Source organism: Nocardiopsis flavescens (genome assembly GCF_900141985.1).
GTDB classification, from domain to species: Bacteria; Actinomycetota; Actinomycetes; order Streptosporangiales; family Streptosporangiaceae; genus Nocardiopsis; species Nocardiopsis flavescens.
On sequence record NZ_FQZK01000030.1, the window covers coordinates 35,623 to 57,333 of the forward strand.

15 protein-coding genes are annotated in these 21,711 nt (G+C 74.4%); 11 read left to right on the forward strand and 4 right to left on the reverse strand.

Features of this window, described 5'->3' with window-relative positions; genetic code table 11:
- Nucleotides 1-5 precede the first annotated feature (5 nt).
- The 10 genes from BUE45_RS28225 (at nt 6) to BUE45_RS28270 (ending at nt 16,033) form a co-directional block, all read left to right on the forward strand.
- On the forward strand, nt 6-1,478 hold the full coding sequence (locus tag BUE45_RS28225) for a glutamyl-tRNA reductase (RefSeq protein WP_073383952.1): 1,473 nt from the start codon (nt 6-8) through the stop codon (nt 1,476-1,478).
- Complete coding sequence (hemC, locus tag BUE45_RS28230) at nt 1,475-2,452, forward strand: hydroxymethylbilane synthase (protein ID WP_073383953.1); 978 nt, start codon at nt 1,475-1,477, stop codon at nt 2,450-2,452. Before BUE45_RS28225 ends, hemC begins: the two co-directional genes overlap by 4 nt.
- A gap of 92 nt (nt 2,453-2,544) precedes the next feature.
- Nucleotides 2,545-4,227, forward strand: coding sequence for a bifunctional uroporphyrinogen-III C-methyltransferase/uroporphyrinogen-III synthase (locus BUE45_RS28235; RefSeq protein ID WP_073383955.1), 1,683 nt, complete (start codon nt 2,545-2,547; stop codon nt 4,225-4,227).
- A gap of 45 nt (nt 4,228-4,272) precedes the next feature.
- Nucleotides 4,273-5,271: a porphobilinogen synthase gene (hemB, locus tag BUE45_RS28240; protein WP_073383956.1), complete on the forward strand. Its 999-nt coding sequence runs from the start codon at nt 4,273-4,275 to the stop codon at nt 5,269-5,271.
- Nucleotides 5,272-5,366: 95 nt separating this feature from the next.
- Complete coding sequence (locus BUE45_RS28245; RefSeq protein ID WP_073383958.1) at nt 5,367-6,026, forward strand: bifunctional DNA primase/polymerase; 660 nt, start codon at nt 5,367-5,369, stop codon at nt 6,024-6,026.
- A gap of 807 nt (nt 6,027-6,833) precedes the next feature.
- Nucleotides 6,834-8,606: a glycoside hydrolase family 6 protein gene (locus BUE45_RS28250; RefSeq protein ID WP_073383959.1), complete on the forward strand. Its 1,773-nt coding sequence runs from the start codon at nt 6,834-6,836 to the stop codon at nt 8,604-8,606.
- A gap of 272 nt (nt 8,607-8,878) precedes the next feature.
- Nucleotides 8,879-11,548, forward strand: a complete 2,670-nt coding sequence (locus BUE45_RS28255) for a glycoside hydrolase family 48 protein (RefSeq protein WP_073383961.1) — start codon at nt 8,879-8,881, stop codon at nt 11,546-11,548.
- Nucleotides 11,549-11,940: 392 nt separating this feature from the next.
- Complete coding sequence (locus tag BUE45_RS28260; RefSeq protein ID WP_073383962.1) at nt 11,941-13,332, forward strand: endo-1,4-beta-xylanase; 1,392 nt, start codon at nt 11,941-11,943, stop codon at nt 13,330-13,332.
- Nucleotides 13,333-13,484: 152 nt separating this feature from the next.
- The gene (locus tag BUE45_RS28265; RefSeq protein ID WP_073383964.1) at nt 13,485-14,876 is read left to right on the forward strand and encodes a cellulase family glycosylhydrolase; all 1,392 of its coding nucleotides are present in this window, start codon (nt 13,485-13,487) and stop codon (nt 14,874-14,876) included.
- Nucleotides 14,877-14,944: 68 nt separating this feature from the next.
- On the forward strand, nt 14,945-16,033 hold the full coding sequence (locus tag BUE45_RS28270) for a lytic polysaccharide monooxygenase (RefSeq protein ID WP_073383966.1): 1,089 nt from the start codon (nt 14,945-14,947) through the stop codon (nt 16,031-16,033).
- Nucleotides 16,034-16,367: 334 nt separating this feature from the next.
- Here BUE45_RS28270 and BUE45_RS28275 read toward each other — a convergent pair whose 3' ends face one another.
- Both BUE45_RS28275 and BUE45_RS28280 read right to left on the reverse strand, forming a co-directional pair.
- Nucleotides 16,368-16,889, reverse strand: a complete 522-nt coding sequence (locus BUE45_RS28275) for a hypothetical protein (RefSeq protein ID WP_073383967.1) — start codon at nt 16,887-16,889, stop codon at nt 16,368-16,370.
- A 91-nt stretch (nt 16,890-16,980) separates the two neighbouring features.
- Complete coding sequence (locus tag BUE45_RS28280; RefSeq protein WP_073383969.1) at nt 16,981-17,781, reverse strand: GNAT family N-acetyltransferase; 801 nt, start codon at nt 17,779-17,781, stop codon at nt 16,981-16,983.
- A 244-nt stretch (nt 17,782-18,025) separates the two neighbouring features.
- On the opposite strand from BUE45_RS28280, the gene helR reads away from it, so the two are divergent.
- Nucleotides 18,026-20,200, forward strand: coding sequence for an RNA polymerase recycling motor ATPase HelR (gene helR / locus BUE45_RS28285; protein ID WP_073383970.1), 2,175 nt, complete (start codon nt 18,026-18,028; stop codon nt 20,198-20,200).
- Between the two features lie 152 nt (nt 20,201-20,352).
- Here helR and BUE45_RS28290 read toward each other — a convergent pair whose 3' ends face one another.
- On the reverse strand, nt 20,353-21,120 hold the full coding sequence (locus tag BUE45_RS28290) for a VOC family protein (protein WP_073383972.1): 768 nt from the start codon (nt 21,118-21,120) through the stop codon (nt 20,353-20,355).
- A 148-nt stretch (nt 21,121-21,268) separates the two neighbouring features.
- Nucleotides 21,269-21,711 (reverse strand): ATP-binding protein (locus tag BUE45_RS28295; protein WP_342746018.1); only part of this gene is annotated, 443 nt, incomplete at its 5' end.

Sequence of the window (21,711 nt, forward strand, 5' to 3'; positions counted from 1 at the left end):
TGCGGATGAGTGTCCTGGCCGTGGGGTTGAGCCACCGGAGTTCGCCGGTGGCGCTCCTGGAGCGTGTCGCGCTGAACGGGGAGACGCGCGCCAAGGCCGTCGAGGAGATGATCGGCGCCGAGTCCGTCAACGAGGTCATGGTGGTCTCCACCTGCAACCGGACGGAGATCTACGCCGACGTCGACGCCTTCCACGGCGGTGTCGCCGCCGTGACCGAAATGCTGTCCTGGCACACCGGCGTCCCCCTGACCGACCTCGCGGAGCACATGTACGTGCACTACGAGGACCGTGCCGTGCAGCACCTGTTCTCCGTCACCTGCGGGCTCGACTCCATGGTCCTGGGCGAGGGCCAGATCCTGGGCCAGGTCCGCGACGCCCTCAAGACCGGGCAGGAGTCCGGCTCCGTCGGCCGCGTCCTCAACGACCTGGGCCAGCGCGCCCTGCGCGTGGGCAAGCGCGCCCACACCGAGACCCACCTGGACCACGCCGGCGCCGACATGGTGAGCTTCGGCCTCACCGTGGCCCTGCGCCGCCTGGGCGCCGGCCCCACCGGCGGCGGCGAGCTGACCGCCGACCGCACCGTGCAGGCGCTCGGCGCCACGCCCCCGGTCGGCTGTCCCATGTCCGCCGCCGAGGGCGACACCGCGGACGCCCCCGGCATCGCCCGCGCCACCGCCGGGCCCCTGGCCGGGATGAGCGTCCTCATCCTGGGCGCCGGCTCCATGAGCGCCCTGTCCGCCAACACCGTCGCCCGCCAGGGCGCCGCCACCGTCGTCGTGGCCAACCGCACCCGCGAGCGCGCCGACCGCCTCGCCGAGTGCCTCACCGAGGCCTACGAGGGCGTCACCGCCCGCTCCGTCCCCTTCGCGGACGCCGCCGCCGTCCTGTCCGGCGTGGACCTGGTCGTCTCCTGCACCGGGGCCCAGGGCCTGGTGCTGCCCGCCGACGCGGTCGCCGCCGCCACCGCGGGCCGCACCCGCCCGCTGGTCTTCCTCGACCTCGCCCTGCCCCACGACATCGACCGCGCCGTGCGCGACCTGCCGCACGTCCACCTCGTCGACATCGAGGACCTGCGCCGGGCCGCCTCCCACGGCGCCGGCACCGGGGCCGGCCGCGGCGGAGCCCTCGAACTCGTCCGCGGCATCGTGGACGAGGAGGTGACCGAGTTCCGCACCGTCCGCCGGGCCGCGCAGGTCGCCCCCACCGTCGTCGCCCTGCGCGCGCAGGCCCGCGGCGTGGTGGAGGCCGAGCTGGACCGCCTGCACGGGCGGCTGCCCGAGGACCTGGACGACCGCAGCCGCGAGGAGATCACCCGGGCGATGCGCCGCGTCGCCGACAAGCTCCTGCACCGGCCCACCGTGCGCGTCAAGGAACTGGCCGCCGCCCCGGACGGGGAGTCCTACGAGGCGGCCCTGCGGGAACTGTTCGACCTCGACACCACGACCACGGCGGCACCCGCCGCCCAGGAGAAGGCATGACCGGCACCACCGGGCCCGCCAGGCTCGCCACCCGTCGCAGCACCATGGCCACCAGCCAGTCGCAGCTGGTCGCCGACGCGATCACCGCGCGCACGGGGCAGGAGATCGAGCTGGTCCTCGTCACCAGCTTCGGCGACGTCACCAAGGCCCACCTGACCCAGCTCGGCGGCACCGGCGTGTTCGTCAACGCCCTGCGCGACGAGCTCACGGCCGACAGCGTCGACTTCGCGGTCCACTCCCTCAAGGACCTGCCCACCACCCCCGCCGAGGGCCTGGTCCTGGCCGCCATCCCCGAGCGCGACGACCCGCGCGACGCCCTGTGCGCCCGCGACGGCCTCGCGTTCGCCGACCTGCCCGCGGGCTCCAGGATCGGCACCGGCTCCCCGCGCCGCGTCGCCCAGCTGCGCGCCCTGCGCCCCGACCTGGAGTACGTGCCGATCCGCGGCAACGCCGAGACCCGCCTGGGCAAGGTCGCCTCCGGCGAACTCGACGCCGTGGTCCTGGCCTACGCCGGACTGGGCCGGGTGGGCCGCATGGCCGACGTCACCGACGTGTTCGACCCCGACCAGGTGCTGCCCGCCCCCGGCCAGGGCGCCCTGGCCGTGGAGTGCCGCGCCGACCGCGGCGCCGGGGACCTGGCCTACCTGGCCTCCGTGGACCACCCGGCCACCCGGCTGGCCGTGGTCGCCGAGCGCACCGTCCTGGCCGAGCTCGAAGCGGGCTGCGCCGCCCCGGTCGGCGCCCACGCCGTCCACGACGCCGGGAGCGGCGAACTGCGGCTGCGCGCCGCGGTCGTGGCCACCGACGGCTCCGAGGCGGTGCGCGGCGAGCGCACCGCTGTCCTCTCCGGCACCGCCGACCTGAAGGGCGCCGCGGCCCTGGGCCGCGACCTGGCCCGCTCCATGATCGCGGACGGCGCCGACCGCATCGTGGCCGCCGCCTTCGCCGAGAGGGACGCCCCGACCGAGTCGTGAACCAGAGCCCACCGGCGGGCACGTCAGGCCCCGCCGGTCCCGCACGCATCCCGGCGACCGCGCCCCGGGACGCGGCAACCCAGAGGAGTCACGTGAACGCCAACGCCAACCCCTCGCCGGAGGAGCAGCGCCCCGCCCCCCGGCCCGGGCACGTCGCCCTGGTCGGTGCCGGGCCGGGCGGGGCCGGGCTGCTGACCCTGCGCGGCGCCGAGCTGCTGCGCGACGCCGACGTGGTCATCACGCTGCGCGAGCCCGCGGCCGAGGAGATGGCGGGCTTTCGCGGGGAACTCCTCGCCCTGTGCCGCGAGGACGCCGCCGTCGTGCGCGCCGAGGACGCCGGCGACGTCGACGCCTTCGCCGTGTCCCGCGCCCGCGAGGGGCAGCGGGTGGTGCGCCTGTACGCGGGGGACCCGTTCTTCGGCTGCCGCGGCGCCGACCTGGTCCTGGCCTGCCGGGAGGCGGGCGTCGAGGCGGAGGTCGTGCCCGGCATCTCCTCCGTCACGTCCGTCCCCGCCTTCGCGGGCATCCCGCTGCTGGGCCACGGCGCACCCGAGGTGCGCGTCCTCAACGCCCGCGACCACACCGCCGAGGTGGACTGGCACGAGGCCGCCGCCGGTGACGCGCCCCTGGTGATCCTGGGCGGCGACGCCCCCGCCGACGAGCCCCCCGCGTTCCAGGGGCCCGGCTTCGACGTGCTGTGCAAGGCCCTCATCGCCGGGGGGCGGCCCGCCGCCACCCCGGTCGCGGTCGTGCGCGCCGGGGGCACGACCCGCCAGACCACCGTCGCCTCCACCCTGGGCCGCCTGGTCGCCGAGCTCAAGGCCAAGGACGCCAAGGGGCACCACCTCACCGCCCCCGCGATGATGGTCGTCGGCGCTCCCGCCGGCCGCTCGCGCGATCTGGGCTGGTACGAGAGCCGCCCGCTGTTCGGCTGGCGGGTCCTGGTGCCCCGCACCAAGGAGCAGGCCGCGGCCCTGTCCGAGCAGCTGCGCGACCAGGGCGCGGTGCCCGAGGAGGTGCCCACCATCTCGGTGGAGCCGCCCCGCACCCCGCAGCAGATGGAGCGCGCCGTCCGCGGCCTGGTCACCGGCCGCTACCAGTGGGTGGCGTTCACCTCCGTCAACGCGGTCAGGGCGATCCGCGAGCGGCTGGAGTCCTACGGCCTGGACGCGCGCGCGTTCGCCGGGGTCAAGGTCGCCGTCGTCGGCGAGGCCACCGCCCGCGCCGTCCGCGAGTTCGGCATCCAGCCCGACCTGGCCCCGCCCGAGGACGCCCAGTCCAGCACCGGGCTGGTGTCGGTGTGGCCGCCCTACGACAGCGAGATCGACCCCATGGAGCGGGTGCTGCTGCCCCGCGCCGACATCGCCACCGAGACCCTGGCGGCCGGCCTGGCCGACCTGGGCTGGGAGGTCGACGACGTCACCGCCTACCGGACCGTCCGGGCCGCGCCGCCGCCCGCGCCCGTCCGAGAGGCGATCAAGGGCGGCGGTTTCGACGCGGTGCTGTTCACGTCCTCCTCCACGGTGCGCAACCTGGTGGGGATCGCGGGCAAGCCGCACAACACCACCGTCATCGCCGTGATCGGCCCGGAGACCGAGAAGACCGCGATCGAGTTCGGCCTGCGCGTCGACGTCGTGGCGCCCAAAGCCTCCGTTTCGGCCCTCGTGGACGCGCTTTCGGAGTACGGTGCGGCCAAGCGCACCGAGGCGGTCGAGGCGGGCAAGCCCGTCCTCAAGCCCAGCCAGAAGCGCCGCGGCCGCCGCCGCAAGCTCTGAGCCGACGCTCCCGCCAGCAGGAACCCACCCTTTTCAGGAGTACCCATGGACACCACCGGCCGCGAAGCCGCCTTCCCCGCCGTCCGGCCGCGCCGCCTGCGCCGGGGCCCGGCGCTGCGGCGCCTGGTCGCCGAGACCCGGGTGCTGCCGGAGAACCTGGTCCTGCCGATGTTCGTCAAGGAGGGGATCGGCGAGCCGGTGGCCATCTCCTCCATGCCGGGCCAGTTCCAGCACACCCGCGACAGCCTGCGCCGGGCCGCCCTGGAGGCGGCCGAGGCCGGGGTCGGCGGGGTTATGCTGTTCGGCATCCCCGCCCGCAAGGACGAGCGGGGCTCGGCCGCCGACGACCCGCACGGGATCGTCCAGGAGGCGCTGCGCGACCTGTCCAAGGACGTCGGCGACGCCCTGGTGGTCATGGCCGACCTGTGCCTGTGCGAGTACACCTCGCACGGCCACTGCGGGCCGCTGGAGACCGACGGGCACGTGGACAACGACCGCACCCTGGAGCGGTACGCGTCCATCGCCGCCGCCCAGGCCGAGGCGGGCGCCGCCGTGGTGGCCCCCAGCGGCATGATGGACGGCCAGGTCGCGGCGATCCGGGCCGGGCTGGACGGGGCCGGGTTCGCCCGGGTGCCGATCCTGGCCTACGCCGCCAAGTACGCGTCCTCGTTCTACGGCCCGTTCCGCGAGGCGGCCGAGGGCGCCCCGCGGTTCGGGGACAGGTCCGGGTACCAGCAGGACCCGGCCAACGTCCGGGAGGCGCTGCGGGAGGTGGCGCTGGACGTCGCCGAGGGCGCGGACATGGTGATGGTCAAACCCGGGCTGGCCTACCTCGACATCGTCGCCAAGGTCGCGCAGGCGTCCCCGGTGCCCGTGTCGGCCTACCAGGTCAGCGGGGAGTACGCCATGATCGAGGCGGCGGCGGAGCGCGGCTGGATCGACCGGGAGCGGGCGATCCTGGAGACCCTCACCTCCTACCGGCGGGCGGGGGCCGAGCAGGTCCTCACGTACTGGGCGACCGAGGCGGCCCGACTGCTCCGGTAGCGCGACCGGATCGCCCTCCCCCGGTCGCGGTCGCCGGGCGCGGGTCCGGCACCCAGGACCGCGCCTGGAAGATCGAGAACACCGGGGAGGGCTCCATGGCCGATGTGTTGTACCGACGGAAGCGGCGTCCGGCGATGGACGGCATGGTCGACGCCGCGCTGGGCTACGCGGCGCTGGGATGGCCCGTGGTGCGGGGCGCCGCGCCGGGCGAGGACCGCGCCTGCAACTGCGACCGTCTGGGCTGTCCGGATCCGGCGGCCCATCCGGCGACCATGGCCTGGGGGGTGGAGGCCAGCACCGACGCGGACACGATCCGCCGGTGGTGGGCTGCCGACCCCGAGGCCAACGTGGTCCTGCCGACGGGGCGGGTCTTCGACGTCTTCGACGTGCCGCGCGAGGCCGGGGTGATGGCGCTGGCGCGCACGGGCCGCGCGGGTGTGCCGGCGGGCCCGGTGGCGGCGCTGGGGTCGCGGTACCTGTTCTTCGTGGCGACCCGCTCGCCCGTGGACGAGGACGAGTGGTGGTCCTGCCACCTGGACTGCGTCCCGGAGGCGATCGAGGACATGCCGGGCCTGCGCTGGCACTGCCGGGACAGCTTCGTCCTGGGCGCGCCGTCCCGGCTGCCCGGCGGGGACCGGGTGAGCTGGATCCGCACCCCGCGCGACGACGGCGGCTCGGTGGTCCTGCCCGACCCCATCGCGGTCCTGGGGATCCTGGCGGACGCCAGCGAGGAGTTCGGCGACACCGCCTCCTGAGGGCGGCCCGGCCGCCCGCGGCGCGGGTACCGGATGCACGGTGCCGGCCGCCCTCGCCGGGCCCGGAGCGGACGCGCGGGTGCCACGGCCGGGAGCGGCCCCCCGTGCGGGCCCGGATACGCGGTGCCGACCGCCGGGGCGGGCTGGAGCTGTCCCACCCCCGGGGCGGGACACAAGGGGTCTGCCGGAGGCGCGGCGGCGCGCGCCGCGGACACCAGGGACACCGTGGGGGGAGCCCGTTCGTTCCTGGGCCCGCGGGCGGCGGTCGGCCGGATGCGCGGGCCCTCCGAGGGCCCGGACGCACGCGGCGGCGCGACCCCGTTTGGGGGTCTTGACAGCGGCGGCAAAAAAAGCAATAGGTAACACCATTGCTGTCGAAGCGCTTCACTCCAGTCCCACAATTCACACATCCTGCCGTGCGGACTGAATGCTTGATAACTGTTCACCGGCGGCTTGGTCCGGAGATGCCGTGCCCAGTGGGACGAAATCTCTTTTTCATTCGCTGTTTACATATCACCATTGCGTGGTTACTCTCGTGGGAGCGCTCCCGAACAGAGCGCGACCGCCTCCCCCGTGGGCCTTCGGGTCCCAACCGCCCCCCAGTCCCTCCGCTGCCCGTCCGGACTTCCCGCCCTGTGTGGGAGCGCTCCCGGTCGCGGTCCGTCCCCGCCGGAGAAAAGCCATGCCCCGCTCGCCGCCATTGTCGTGCCCGCCATTCCCGGATTCCCCGCAGTCGTCGCGTTCCGCGCGACACCTTCTTTCCTTTCCCTACGGATCACCCCCCTCCGCGAGGAAGAAGTAGAAGAGATGAGCAGAATCCACAGTGCCGCGACACCCGGACCGTCGCGAGCACGCAGAGGGCCGGCCGCCCTGTCCGCCCTGGTGGTGGGCGCCGCACTGGCCGTCGTCCCCGCCGCCCCCGCCAGCGCCGACTCCGGTTGTGCCGTCGAGTACACGGTCAACGACTGGGGCTCGGGTTTCACCGCGAACGTCGAGATCACCAACCTGGGCGCCGCCGTCAACGGCTGGACCCTCGACTGGTCCTTCCCCGGGAACCAGCAGGTCACCAACCTCTGGGGCGGCACGCACACCCAGAGCGGCGCCAACGTCTCCGTATCCGACGCCGGCTACAACTCCTCCATCTCCACCGACGGCGCGGTGAGCTTCGGGTTCAACGGCTCCTACAGCGGCTCCAACGCGGCCCCGCTCGCGTTCGAGCTCAACGGCGTCCTGTGCGACGGCGCGGTCGACCCCGGCGAGCCGGGAGAGCCCGGAGAGCCCGGTGAACCCGGAGAGCCGGGCGAGCCCGGCACCTCCCGCGTGGACAACCCCTACTCCGGGGCCGACGTCTACGTGAACCCCGTCTGGTCCGCGAACGCGGCGGCCGAGCCGGGCGGCGAGGCCGTGGCGAACGAGCCCACCGGCGTGTGGCTGGACCGCATCGGCGCCATCGAGGGCAACGACAGCCCGACCACCGGCTCCATGGGCCTGCGCGACCACCTGGACGAGGCCGTGGAGCAGTCCGGCGGCGAGCCCCTGGTGTTCCAGGTCGTCATCTACAACCTGCCCGGCCGCGACTGCGCCGCCCTGGCGTCCAACGGCGAGCTCGGCCCCGACGAGATCGACCGCTACAGGGACGAGTACATCGACCCGATCGCGGACATCCTCGCCGACTACGAGGACACCGAGCTGCGCATCGTGACGACCATCGAGATCGACTCGCTGCCCAACCTGGTCACCAACGTCTCCCCGCGCGCGACCGCCACCCCCGAGTGCGACGAGATGCTGGCCAACGGCAACTACGTCGAGGGCGTCGGCTACGCCCTGGCGACCCTGGGCGACATCGACAACGTCTACAACTACGTGGACGCCGGCCACCACGGCTGGATCGGCTGGGAGGACAACTTCGTCCCCTCCGCCCAGATCTTCTACCAGGCCGCCAACGCCGCCGGGGCCACCCCCGCCGACGTGCACGGGTTCATCGCCAACACCGCCAACTACTCGGCTCTGGAGGAGGAGAACTTCTCCATCGGGCAGACCATCGCCGGCGTGCCCGTCCGCCAGTCCTCCTGGGTGGACTGGAACAACTACGTCGACGAGCTGAGCTTCTCCCAGGCGCTGCGCACGGAGCTGGTCTCCCAGGGCTTCCCGTCCGACATCGGGATGCTCATCGACACCTCCCGCAACGGCTGGGGCGGCGCCGACCGGCCCACCGGCCCCGGCCCCCAGACCGACGTGGACGCCTACGTCGACGGCGGTCGCTACGACCGGCGCGTCAACCCCGGCAACTGGTGCAACCAGGCCGGTGCCGGGCTGGGCGAGCGCCCGCAGACCGCCCCCGCGGCCGGCATCGACGCCTACGTCTGGATGAAGCCCCCGGGCGAGTCCGACGGGTCCAGCGAGCTCATCGACAACGACGAGGGCAAGGGCTTCGACCGGATGTGCGACCCGACCTACGAGGGCAACGTCCGCAACGGCAACAGCCCGAGCGGCGCCCTGGGCGACGCCCCGATCTCCGGGCACTGGTTCTCCGCCCAGTTCCAGGAGCTGCTGGACAACGCCTACCCGCCCCTCGACTGACCCGGACGCGGTCACCGGCCCGCGGCCGGTGACCGCACCAGGCCCCGGCGGCGCCCGGGCCGACCGAGCGGACGCGACCGCCCGGCCGCCGCCGGATCCGACCGGTCCCCCCGCCTCTCGGGGACCGTCCGCCGGGCGGGGACCCGACCAGCACGGTCCCCGCCCGGCACCACACCACCCGCACCGCTCGCCGGCCCCGCCCACTCGGTGGCGCGGCCCCGCCATGCCCGCGCCCCGGGTCCGGCGACGGGGATCCCACCCAGGAGACGCACGTGCACACCCCCCGCACGGTCGGCCGCCGCCGATGGCGCCGACCCCTCCCGCTCCTGGCGGCCACCGCCCTGGCCGCCGCCCTGCTCCCGGCCACCTCCGCCCACGCGGACCCGCTCTGCACGGTCGACTACACCGTCACCAACGACTGGGGGAGCGGCTTCACCGCCGAGGTCTCCCTCACCAACCACGGCCCCGAGGTCTCGCCCTGGACCCTGGGCTGGGACTTCCCCGGCAGCCAGCGGGTCACCAACGCGTGGAACGCCACCGTGGCCCAGACCGGCGCCTCCGCCACCGCCACCGCCCCCGCGTGGGCGTCCGGCCTGGGCACCGGCGCCACCGCCGTCTTCGGCTTCCAGGGCACCGGCTCCGGGGCCGCCCCCACCGCGTTCACCCTCAACGGCACCTCCTGCGAGGACGGCGAGGAGCCCGGCCCGGAGGAGGGCGCGCTCGTCGTCACCCCGGCGAGCCTGGCCGTGGACCCCGGCGGCACGGCGGCCTTCGGCGTCCACCTGTCGGCGGCCCCCGCCGACGACGCGGACGTGGACGTCACCGTCGAGCGCTCCTCCGGCTCCGAGGTGCTCGCCGTCACCGGCGGTGCGGGGCTCACCTTCACCGCCGACGACTGGGGCCAGTCCCAGGAGGTCACCGTCGCCTCCTCCGGGGACGGCTCCCAGGACCCGGCGCAGGCCGTGTTCACCGTGGCCGCCGAGGGCTACGACCCCGTCACGGTGACCGTGCGCGAGCGCGCCACGGCCTCCAACGAGTACGAGGCCGAGTTCCTCGACCAGTACGAGAAGATCAAGGACCCCGCCAACGGGTACTTCCGCGAGTTCGACGGCCTGCTGGTCCCGTACCACTCCGTCGAGACGCTGATCGTGGAGGCCCCCGACCACGGGCACGCCACCACCTCCGAGGCGTACAGCTACTACCTGTGGCTGGAGGCCACCTACGGCCGGGTCACCGGGGACTGGGAGCCGTTCAACGCGGCCTGGGCGTCCATGGAGGCGTTCATCATCCCGGGCACCGCCGACCAGCCCACCAACGCCTCCTACGACCCGTCCTCGCCCGCCACCTACATCGCCGAGTCCACCGACCCGTCGGACTACCCGATGCCGCTCGACCAGGGCGTGCAGGTGGGACAGGACCCGCTGGCCGACGAGCTGAGCGGTACCTACGGGACCGACGAGGTCTACGGCATGCACTGGCTGCTGGACGTCGACAACACCTACGGGTTCGGGTTCTGCGGCGACGGCACCGACGACGCCCCCGGCTACATCAACACCTTCCAGCGCGGCTCGAACGAGTCGGTCTGGGAGACCGTCCCGCACCCCTCCTGCGAGACGTTCGAGCACGGCGGGGCCAACGGGTACCTCGACCTGTTCACCGACGACTCGAACTACTCCGAGCAGTGGCGCTACACCAACGCCCCCGACGCCGACGCGCGCGCCGTGCAGGTCGCCTACCAGGCGCACACCTGGGCGAGCGAGCAGGGCAACGAGGGCGCCATCGCCGACAGCGTCTCCGACGCCGCGCGGATGGGCGACTACCTGCGCTACGCCATGTTCGACAAGTACTTCAAGGAGGTCGGCGACTGCGTCGGACCCCAGGCCTGCGCCCCCGGCGGAGGCAAGGACTCCGCGCACTACCTGATGTCCTGGTACTACGCCTGGGGCGGCGCGCTGGGCAGCGCCGAGTTCCCCTGGGCCTGGCGCATCGGCGGCTCCTCCGCCCACCAGGGCTACCAGAACGTGATGGCCGCCTACGCCCTCTCCGAGGTCGACGCCCTCACGCCCGCCTCGCCCACCGGCGCCGACGACTGGGCCACCAGCCTCGACCGCCAGCTGGAGTTCCTCCAGTGGCTCCAGTCCGCCGACGGCGGCATCGCCGGCGGCGCCACCAACAGCTGGGAGGGCGACTACGGCCAGCCGCCCGCGGGCACCCCGACCTTCCACGGGATGTTCTACGACGAGAAGCCCGTCTGGCACGACCCGCCGTCCAACCGGTGGTTCGGGTTCCAGGTGTGGGACATGGAGCGCGTCGCCGAGTACCACCGCATCACCGGCGACGAGCGCGCCGGGGACGTCCTCGACGCCTGGGTGCCCTGGGCCCTGGCCAACACCACCGTCGGACCCGACGGCGAGTTCGCCGTCCCCGCCGACATGGACTGGAGCGGAGCCCCCGACACCTGGACCGGCACGCCCACCGGCAACCCCGGCCTGAGGGTGGAGGTGGTCTCCCACAACCAGGACGTGGGCATCGCCGCCGGGCTGGCCAAGACGCTCCTGCACTACGCCGCCGCCACCGGCGACGCCGACGCCCTGGCCACGGCCGAGGGCCTGCTGGAGTCGCTGCTGCACCACCAGGACGACCTGGGGGTGGCGGTCCCCGAGGTGCGGGCCGACTACCAGCGGTTCGACGACCCCTACGGCGCGCCCGACGGCGGGCTGTACGTCCCCGACGGCTGGACCGGGACCATGCCCAACGGCGACGCCGTCGACTCCGACTCGACGTTCGCCTCGATCCGGTCCTTCTACGAGGACGACCCCGACTGGCCGAAGGTCCAGGCGTACCTGGACGGCGGTCCGGCACCCGAGTTCACCTACCACCGCTTCTGGGCGCAGGTGGACGTGGCGACGGCCCTGGCCGTGCACGGGGAGCTGTTCGGGTGAGGTGCGCCGCGGCCGGACCCGCGGTCCGGCGCCCCGCCCGACCGGGCGGGGGCCCGCGGGCCGGCCGCGGGCCCGGATGCCCGGCGGCCCGGGAGGCCCGCCGGCCGACCGACCGCTGACCGACACCGCCGACCGACCGACCGCTGCGGCGGTCCCGACAGAAACCCCCGCGGTGGCCGCCTCCACACCCCGCCGCCCTGTGCGGCCGCCGCGGGACCCCGAGCGGGGGAGGGGCCGGGTCCGGCCCCGGCCCCTCCCCGTCACCCCCCGTCCCGGAGCGCACCCGCCCCCGGGACCCTCCCGGCCGGGCCGCGGCGGGCCCGGCCGGAGCCCCCTCGCCGACTCCGACCCCTCCCGGGTCCCCCGACCCGGACCCCTCCGAGGAGCGACCGATGAAGACGACCACGCGACGCCGCACGGCGGGGTTCCTCGCCCCGCTGCTCGCCCTCGCCCTGGCCCTGGCGGCCGGGGCCCCCGCCCACGCCGAGGACCCGCCGCTGCGCGACCTCGCCGACCAGCACGGCCTGCGCATGGGCGTGGCGGTCTCCGCCCACCTGCTCGACAACGCCCGCTACGCGGAGATCGCCGCGGAGCAGTACAACTCCGTCACCCACGAGAACGAGCTGAAGTGGGAGAGCGTCCAGCCCCAGCGCGGGCAGTTCAACTGGTCGGGCGCCGACCGCCTGGTGGACTTCGCGCAGGCCAACGGCCAGGACGTCTACGGCCACACCCTGGTCTGGCACAGCCAGCTGCCGAGCTGGGTGGCCGACGGCGGGTTCGGCCCCGCGGAGCTGGAGGGGGTGATGGAGGACCACATCTCCACCGTGGTGGGCCGCTACGCGGGCGAGATCAGCCACTGGGACGTGGTCAACGAGGCCTTCAACGAGGACGGGACCTTCCGCGACTCGGTCTTCCAGCGGACCCTGGGCCAGGACTACATCGCCACCTCCCTGGAGATGGCGCACGAGGCCGACCCCGAAGCGCGGCTGTTCATCAACGACTACAACGTCGAGGGGATCAACGCCAAGAGCGACGGGCTCTACCGGCTGGTGACCTCCCTGCTCGACCGGGGCGTCCCGCTGCACGGCGTCGGCCTCCAGTCGCACCTCATCGTCGGCCAGGTGCCCGCGAGCATGCAGGCCAACATCCAGCGGTTCGCGGACCTGGGCCTGGAGGTGGTCGTCACCGAGCTGGACATCCGCACCACCACCCCCGCCTCGCAGCAGCAGCTCCAGGCGCAGGCCGCCGACTACACGCGGGTGTTCCAGGCCTGCATGGCCGTGGACGGCTGCGGCGGCGTCACCGTGTGGGGCGTGGGCGACGCCAACTCCTGGATCCCCGACGTGTTCCCGGGACAGGGCGACGCGCTGCCCTACGACCACCAGTACGCCCCCAAGCCCTCCTACTGGGCGATGCACGAGGTCCTGGGCGGTGACGGCGGCCCCGGCCCCGGTCCCGGCCCGGGTGACGGCGACTGCGCGGTGACGTACACCGTGAGCAACGCGTGGAACCAGGGCGCCGTCATCGACGTGACCGTCCGCAACACCGGCTCCGCGGCCGTCGACGGCTGGACCCTGGCCTGGACCCAGCCCGCGGGCCAGACCATCACCTCGTCCTGGAACGCCACCGTCACCCAGACCGGCGGCGCGGTCACCGCCGAGGGAGTGTCGTGGAACCGGGTGCTCCAGCCCGGCGGCAGCGCGACCTTCGGGCTCCAGATCACCCACCAGGGCCAGACGGCCGGGCCGGCCGCGTTCGAGCTCAACGGCGCCGCCTGCGACTGACCCGCCGCACCTCGACCCCCGGGGCCCCGCTCCCCACCACGGGCGCCCCGGGCCCGCCCGTCCCGGGGGCCGGACCTCCTCCAGCCGGCCCCCGGGACCCCGACCCGAACCCCGCCCCCCGAATCCCGCCCCCCCGAACCCCCGGAGCACCCATGCACCCGCGAACAACGACGGCGAGCCCCCGGGCCGCGGTCGCCGTGGCCCTGGCCACGGCGCTGGCCCTGGTCCTGTCCATGGTCGTCGCCCTGCTCTCCGTCTCCCCGCCCGCCGCCCGCGCCGACACCGGGTTCCGGGTCGAGAACGGCCGCCTCGTCGACGCCGCCGGCAACGACTTCCTCATCCGCGGCGTCAGCCACGCCCACACCTGGTACCTCCAGGAGACCGGCTCCTTCGCCGACATCAAGGCCCTGGGCGCCAACACCGTCCGCGTCGTCCTCAGCAGCGGGCAGCGCTGGACCGAGAACAGCGCCGCCGACGTGGCGAACGTGGTCTCCCTCTGCAAGGCCCAGCGCCTGATCTGCATGCTGGAGGTCCACGACACCACCGGCTACGGCGAGCAGTCCGGGGCCGCCACCCTCGACCAGGCCGTCGACTACTGGCTGCGCGTCCAGGACGTGCTGGAGGGCGAGGAGGACCACGTCCTCGTCAACATCGGCAACGAGCCCTACGGCAACAACGAGTCCGTCAACCAGGGCTGGGCCGACGACACCATCGCCGCCGTGGAGCGGCTGCGCGGAGCCGGGTTCGAGCACACCCTCGTCGTGGACGCACCCAACTGGGGCCAGGACTGGCAGGGCATCATGCGCCGCGACGCGCCCCTGGTGGCGGCGGCCGACGGCAACACCGTCTTCTCGATCCACATGTACGGCGTCTACCAGCAGGAGTCCACGGTCGTCTCCTACCTGGAGCACTTCTCCGACGCCGGGCTGCCGCTGATCGTCGGCGAGTTCGGCCACGACCACAGCGACGGCAACCCCGACGAGGACGCCATCATGGAGCACACCCGGCGCCTGGGGCTCGGCTACATCGGCTGGTCGTGGAGCGGCAACGGCGGGGGAGTGGAGTACCTCGACATGGTCGAGGCGTTCGACCCGGACCGGATCACCCCCTGGGGCGAACGGATCTTCCACGGGCCCGACGGGATCGGCGAGACGTCGGTGGAGGCCCCCGTGTACGGCGGGGGCGGCGACCCGACGGACCCGCCGACCGAGGAGCCGACCGACCCGCCCACCGAGGGCCCCACGGACCCGGCGGGCGAGTGCACCGCCGAGTTCCGGATCACCAACGAGTGGTCCGGCGGCTTCCAGGCCGAGGTCGAGGTGACCGCGCACACCGCCCTCACCGGGTGGACCGTCACCTGGACCGCACCCTCCGGACAGACCGTGGCCCAGGCGTGGAACGCCGACCTGACCTCCGCCGGGGGCACCGTCAGCGCCCGCAACGCCGCCTACAACGGTGCCCTCGCCACGGGCGCGGCCACCGTCTTCGGACTCATCGGGAGCGGCCCCGCCGTCGCCCCCGACCCGACGTGCGCCGCCGCCTGACCCGCGGCGGCGACTCCGGCCGGGCGCCCGCCCGGTCGGGACTCCCCCACCCGAAAGGAACACCCCCCATGGAGAGGACCCGCACCCGCAACCTCCTCACCGCGGCGGTGGCGCTCAGCGCGCTCGCCGTCGGCTACGCGGTGGCGGCTGCGCCCGAGCCCGCCCAGGCACACGGCGCGTTCACCTACCCCGCCTCCCGCACCTACGCCTGTTTCCAGGACGCCACCGGCGGCTCCTCCGGCGGCGCCCTGGCGCCCACCAACCCGGCCTGCGTCGACGCGCTGGCCGAGGGCGGCGACTACGCGTACTGGAACTGGTTCGGCAACCTCATCTCCAACTCCGCGGGCAGGCACCGCGAGTTCGTGGCCGACGGCGAGCTTTGCGGGCCGACCCCGCAGTTCAGCGCGTTCAACGCGGCCCGCGACGACTGGCCCTCCACCCCGTTGCAGGCCAACACCACCGTGGAGTTCCTCCACAACGCCTGGGCCCCGCACCCCGGCTCGTTCTTCACCTATGTCACCAAGAGCGGCTGGGACCCGGAGCAGCCGCTGACCTGGGACGACCTGGAGCTGATCGACACGGCCGTCAACCCGCCGCTGCGCAGCGGCGGCGAGGCCGGGGCCGAGTACTACTGGGACGTGGACCTGCCCGACCGGTCCGGGCGCCACGTCGTCTACTCGGTCTGGGAGCGCTCGGACAGCCCGGAGGCGTTCTACAACTGCTCGGACGTGGTGTTCAGCGGCGGCACCGGCCAGCCCGGTCCGACCGACCCGCCGGACCCGACCGACCCGCCCGAGCCCACGGACCCGCCCGAGCCCACCGACCCGCCGGACCCGACCGACCCGCCCGCCGACGCCTACTGCACGGCCGAGTTCCGGATCTCCAACGAGTGGTCCGGCGGCTTCCAGGCCGAGGTCGAGGTGACCGCCGGCGAGGACGGCGCGGACGGCTGGATGGTGGACTGGGTGTTCGCCAACGGGCAGGCGGTCTCCAGCCTGTGGAACGGCACGGTCGTCAACCACGGGTCGCACCACGAGGTGCGCAGCCTCCCGCACAACGCGCTGCTGGACCCGGGCGAGAGCACCACGTTCGGGTTCACGGCCGACCACCCGGGCGGGGTGAACATCGTTCCGCTGCCCGACTGCGGTCCCGCGTGACCGCGCCCGCCTGACCGCGGGTCCCGGCGCCGCGCCACGGCGCCGGGACCCGCGCCCCGCCGCGGGCGGCGGGTCCCGCGGGTCCGCGCCGCCAGGGGCGCGGAGCGGCCCCGCCAGGACCGCGGCGCCGGTGCGCGGGGGACGGCGGCCGGGCCCCGCAGCGGGCCGGCGCAGGGGGGGCGGGACCGCCGGGATGAAAACGGGCCGGGGGGACACGGCGCCTCCCACGCGGTGGGGGCCGCATTCCCGGTGCTCCCCGCCCGGAGCGGCGACCGCCCGCCGCCCGTGGCCGGTGCCGGGCGGCCCGCGGACGGGACCGCCGCGCGGGTGCGGGTCAGGCGTCGACCCGGTCGAACCAGTTGATGTAGCGCGCGTCGGGGTCGCTCATGTACATCCACAGGCGCAGTTCGCCCCACTCCCGGTCCAGGCCGAACACCCAGGTCTCCTGTTCGGGCGGCTCGTCCGACCTCCAGTCGTGCCCCTTCGGCAGCCGCAGCCAGTGGTCGTCGAACACCTCCGTGGCCCCGGTGATCCCGGTGCTGGCCACGTGCACCTCCGGCCCCCAGTTCTCCGTCTCGACGATCTCCCAGGTGCCGGTCCCGCTCAGCCGCCAGCCCTCGTCGAAGGCGAACCAGTACCCGTCCAGCGCGGTGAACTCGGCCGTGCCGTCGCCGTGCAGGGTGATGAAGCTGTACTCCCAGCCCTGCCAGGTGCCCGACAGCTCCTCGGGCTCGACCGCGTCCACGTGCGGCGGGATCATGTTCCGCAGGACGAGGACGCAGCCGGAGACCACCAGCAGCAGGAGCAGTGCCAGGTTCGGGGCGACGACCCAGGTCAGAATCGGACGACGGGACACGGGGGACTCCTCGCGTTCGAAGCGCTCTGTGCCCCCATTCTCGGGGCCTCCCCGGCGGGCGCTCCGGCGGGGCCGCCGTTGCGGGCGTCCCTCAGCCCTTGAGGGCGTAGAAGTGGATCGGGGAGTTCGGCTCGAAGCCGATGCGCGGGTACATCGGCGCCCCCGCCGCCGTCGCGTGCAGGACGGCGCGGGTGATCCCGGTGGCCCGCGCCCCCTCGTACAGGGCCTTGCGGGTGACCGCCTCGCCGTACCCCCGGCGCTCCCACTCCGGCGCGGTCGCGACCAGCACGACGAAGAGCCTCCTGCGCGCCTCCACCACGCCCGCGCAGGTCACCGGGACGCCGTCGCGCAGCCCCAGGTAGGCGTGCACCACGTGCCTCCACAGCGCCGACCCCAGCAGCCCGTCCCGGCCGTCCCCGGGCGCGAACCCGTAGGCCAGCGAGTTCAGGTCCGCGTACGCCCGCAGGTGGTCCCCGGTGGAGACGCGGACGAACTCCAGCTCGGGGTGGCGGGGCTCGGGGAGCGGCGGCAGGTCGGCCGCCATCCCGGTCCCCGGGAACGCGAACTCCAGCCCCGCGTGCCCGGCGGCGGCCCGCAGCCCCGCGCGGGCCTCGCGGGCGAGGAGGTCCTCGAAGACCCACAGGAACCCCGGGCGCCCCTTGGAGCGCATGACGTCCGCCGCCGTGGCCAGCCGCTCCCCGAGGAGCCCGGCGTCCGCGTCCACCTCGCTCAGCGTCACGCAGTTCCAGAACGCGAACCGGCTGTCGGCCCAGCGGACGGCGACGCCCGGCAGGTCGCGCACGTCCGCCGCGGGGTCCCGGTCGAGCACCAGGGCCCGCCAGCCCGCCGCCAGCTGCTCCATGGACTCGACCGACTCCGCGCGACCCGCCATCACAAACCCCCTGTCGGAGACACACCGTGAGAGCACACGATCGCGCAGGGGGCGGGGGTTACCGGCGGGTTCCCCGGATTCGTGACACCGGCCCGGCGCCGGGACCCGGGGCAACAGAAAAGGAGGGGCCTTTGACGGCTCCCCTCCACTCTCAATCTATAGCGCACACCGGGACTTGCCGCAAGACCCCCCTCATGCCCCACAATCGACCTTCGTGACGACACGCCACGTTTCGGGGGACCACGTGAATCCGCAGGCCACGAGCCTTTTCGAGCTGCCCGACAACCTTGCCGCCAAGGCTGATCCGGTACTCATCTCCGCCGACGAGCAGCACTTCGCGGACATCACCCGCAGCCTCGCCGAGACCATCGCCGACCTGACCGGGCGCCTCGACGCCGCACGCCTGGAGCCCGGCGGCCGGGGCCGCATGGTGATGGACCGCGACATGGAGGTGCACCGCCTCTCCACCCGGCTGCGCACCCTGCGCCGCTTCGGCCTGGACCTGTGCCTGGGCAAGGTCGTCCCCGCCGACGGCTCCGAGCCCGTCTACATCGGCCGGCTGGGGCTCTCCGACCGGGAGGGGCGCCGCCTGCTGCTGGACTGGCGCTCCCCGGCCGCCGCCCCGTTCTTCGCCGCCACCCACGCCGACCCGATGGGCCTGGAGAGCCGCCGCCGCTACCGCTGGACCCTGGGCAGGATCACCGACTACTGGGACGAGGTCTTCACCGAGGAGGGCCTGGACGGCCACCACGCGGCCCTGGACGACCAGTCCGCCTTCATCGCCGGCCTCGGCGCCGCCCGGTCGTCCCGGATGCGCGACGTCCTGGGGACCATCCAGGCCGACCAGGACGCCATCATCCGCGCCGGGTCCGCCGGCGCCCTCGTCGTCGACGGCGGCCCCGGCACCGGCAAGACCGTCGTCGCCCTGCACCGCACCGCCCACCTGCTGTACTCCGACCCGCGCCTGGGGCACCGGCGGGGCGGCGTGCTGTTCGTCGGCCCGCACCAGCCCTACCTCTCCTACGTCGGCGACGTCCTGCCCAGCCTGGGGGAGGAGGGCGTGCGGACCTGCACCGTCCGCGACCTGGTGCCCGGGGGCGACGCGGTGGGGCAGGAGAAGGACCCGGAGTCGGCGCGGCTCAAGGAGTCGGCGCGGCTCGTGGACGCCGTCGAGCCCGCGGTCCGGTTCTACGAGCGCCCGCCGAAGCAGGGGCTGGACATCACCACGCCCTGGGCACGGGTCCGCCTCACCGCGCAGGACTGGGAGGAGGCGTTCGACGCCGTCGAGCCCGGCACCCCGCACAACGAGGGCCGCGAGCCCATCTTCGACGCCGTGGTCGCCATCCTGCTGGACAAGCACGACCGCGACGGGGAGGAGGGCGTCTCGCCGGAGATGCTGCGCCGGGTGCTCCAGCGCGACCGGGAGCTGGTGACCGCCCTCTACCGGGCGTGGCCGCTGTTGGAGTACACCGACATCGTCGGGGACCTGTGGTCGGTGCCCGCCTACCTGCGCCTGTGCGCCCCGTGGCTGGACGCGGACGAGGTGCGGGCGCTCCAGCGCGCGGACGCCCAGGCGTGGACGGAGGCCGACCTGCCCTTCCTGGACGCCGCCCGGCTGCGGCTGGGCGACCCCGACGCGTCGCGCCGCGCGCGCGGCCACCGGGCGGCGGAGACCGCCCAGCGCGAGCGCATGTCGACGGTCATCGACGACCTGGTCTCCGCCGACGACGACGGCGAGGGCCTGGTGACGATGCTGCTCGTCGAGGACATGCGCAACAGTCTCGTGGACGAGTCCGTGCTGCCGGGGGCGGACCGGGACGCGCTGGCGGGGCCGTTCGCGCACATCGTGGTGGACGAGGCGCAGGAGCTGACGGACGCCCAGTGGCGGATGCTGCTGCTGCGCTGCCCCTCGCGCAGCTTCACGATCGTGGGCGACCGCGCCCAGGCCCGGCACGGGTTCGCGGAGCCGTGGCGGGAGCGGCTGGAGCGGGTCGGCCTGGACCGGGTGGCCCTGGCCTCGCTGAGCATCAACTACCGGACGCCGGAGGAGGTCATGGCGGAGGCGGAGCCGGTGATCCGGGCGGTGCTGCCGGACGCCAACGTGCCCACGTCCATCCGCCGCTCGGGTGTTCCGGTGGAGTACGGCGACCTCGCGGGGCTGGACGCGCTGCTCCGGGAGTGGGAGCGGGAGAACCCCGAGGGCGTCGCCTGCGTGATCGGCGACCGGGAGTTCCACCGGGCCTTCCCGGACCGGCCGCGGGTGCGCTCGCTGACACCGGAGCTGGCCAAGGGCCTGGAGTTCGACCTGGTGGTCCTGGTGGACCCGGACGGGTTCGGCGGGGGCGTCGAAGGCGCCGTCGACCGGTACGTGGCGATGACCCGGGCCACCCGGCGCCTGGCGGTCCTCACCGGCCGGTGAGGACCGCCCGGGTGGGCGCCGGCGCGGTCCGTGCGCTGCCGGACCCCCCGGAGGACACCGCCGTCCCGCGCAGCGGGCCGGGGGCGCCGGCCCGCCGCCTCTCCGGCTGACCGCCGCCGCGGCCCCGGTCCCCGGCCGGGGACCGGGGCCGCTCAGGCGGGGGAGGGGCGGAGCAGGACGAAGGCGTTGCCGTCGGGGTCGGTGCACGCCGACAGCCGGCCGACCCCGGCCGCGTCGTCGGGCGCCATGGTCACCCGGCCGCCGGTCTCCGCGACCAGGGCGGCGGCGCCGTCGACGTCCTCGACGTGGAACACCGGGTGCCAGTCCCCGGTCCCCGAGGCCTGCGCGATGCCCCCGTGGGCGCGTTCGTCCGGCAGGCCCCCGGGGCGGACGATCCGGTAGGTGCTCCCCCCGGGCAGGGGGAAGGGGGTGGAGTCCCAGGAGAAGAGCGCGGTGTAGAACTCCAGTGCGCCCTCGGCGTCGGGCGTCCACAGCTCGGTCCACATGAGGGACCCGGGCTCGTCCACGGCCTCCAGGCCGGGGAAGGAGAGCGGCTGCCAGAGGGCGAACCCCACCCCCTGCGGGTCGGCGCAGTGCGCCATCACGCCCATGCCCATGACGTCCACGGGCTCGACCCCGACGGTGCCGCCCAGCTCCGCGACCCTGCGGACACCGGCCTCGGCGTCCGGGGTGTGGAAGTAGAGCGTCCAGGCGGGCGGCTGCCCCGCCTCCATGAGCGGTCCGGCGCCGCCCACCGCCCGGCCCCGGGACCTGAGGATCATGTACCCGCCGGTGTCCGGGCCCGCGGACTCCGCCTCCCAGCCGAACAGGCCGCCGTAGAAGGCCAGGGAGGAGCCCGGGTCGGAGGCGGAGAGCTCGATCCAGCAGGGTGAGCCGGGACGGTGGTCGGTGGTGATCATGGCGGGTCTCCTCCGTGCTCGTGCGGTGCGCCGTGCCACCTGTGAGTGTCACCCCGACCGGCGGCAAGGAGGGGCCCGTCGGCGGCAAAATTCGCGCAAGCGGCGCCGGGAGCGGGCTCCCCGGTGTGCCGGGGAGCCCGCGATGCGGTCAGTGGGTGAGGGTGAAGGTGGCCCAGGTGTGGGTGCCGATGTCGCCGAAGGGGCACAGGGGTGAGTATCCCCAGGCTGTGGACAACTCTTCGATCATGAGGAGTCCGCGCTGGTCCTCGGCCTGTTGCCATTGGGTGGTGCTGCGGGTGCGGGGGAGGGCGGGGACGGTGCCGCCCAGGCCGTCGTCGGTGAAGCCCAGGGTCAGCGTGTGGTCGTCGGCCTGCCAGAGGGTGCGCACCACGCCGCCGTCGTGTCCGGAGGCGGTGTACTTGACGCAGTTGGCGAACAGTTCGCTGCCGCACAGCACGAGGGTGTCGACCGTCTCGTCGTCGAGCCCGTCCAGGTCGGTGCGCAGGTCGCGGCGCACGGCGGACAGGCGGGGCAGCTCGCCGGGGTAGAGGCGGTGGGTCCACAGACGGTTCGGATTCATGCTCCCACTCC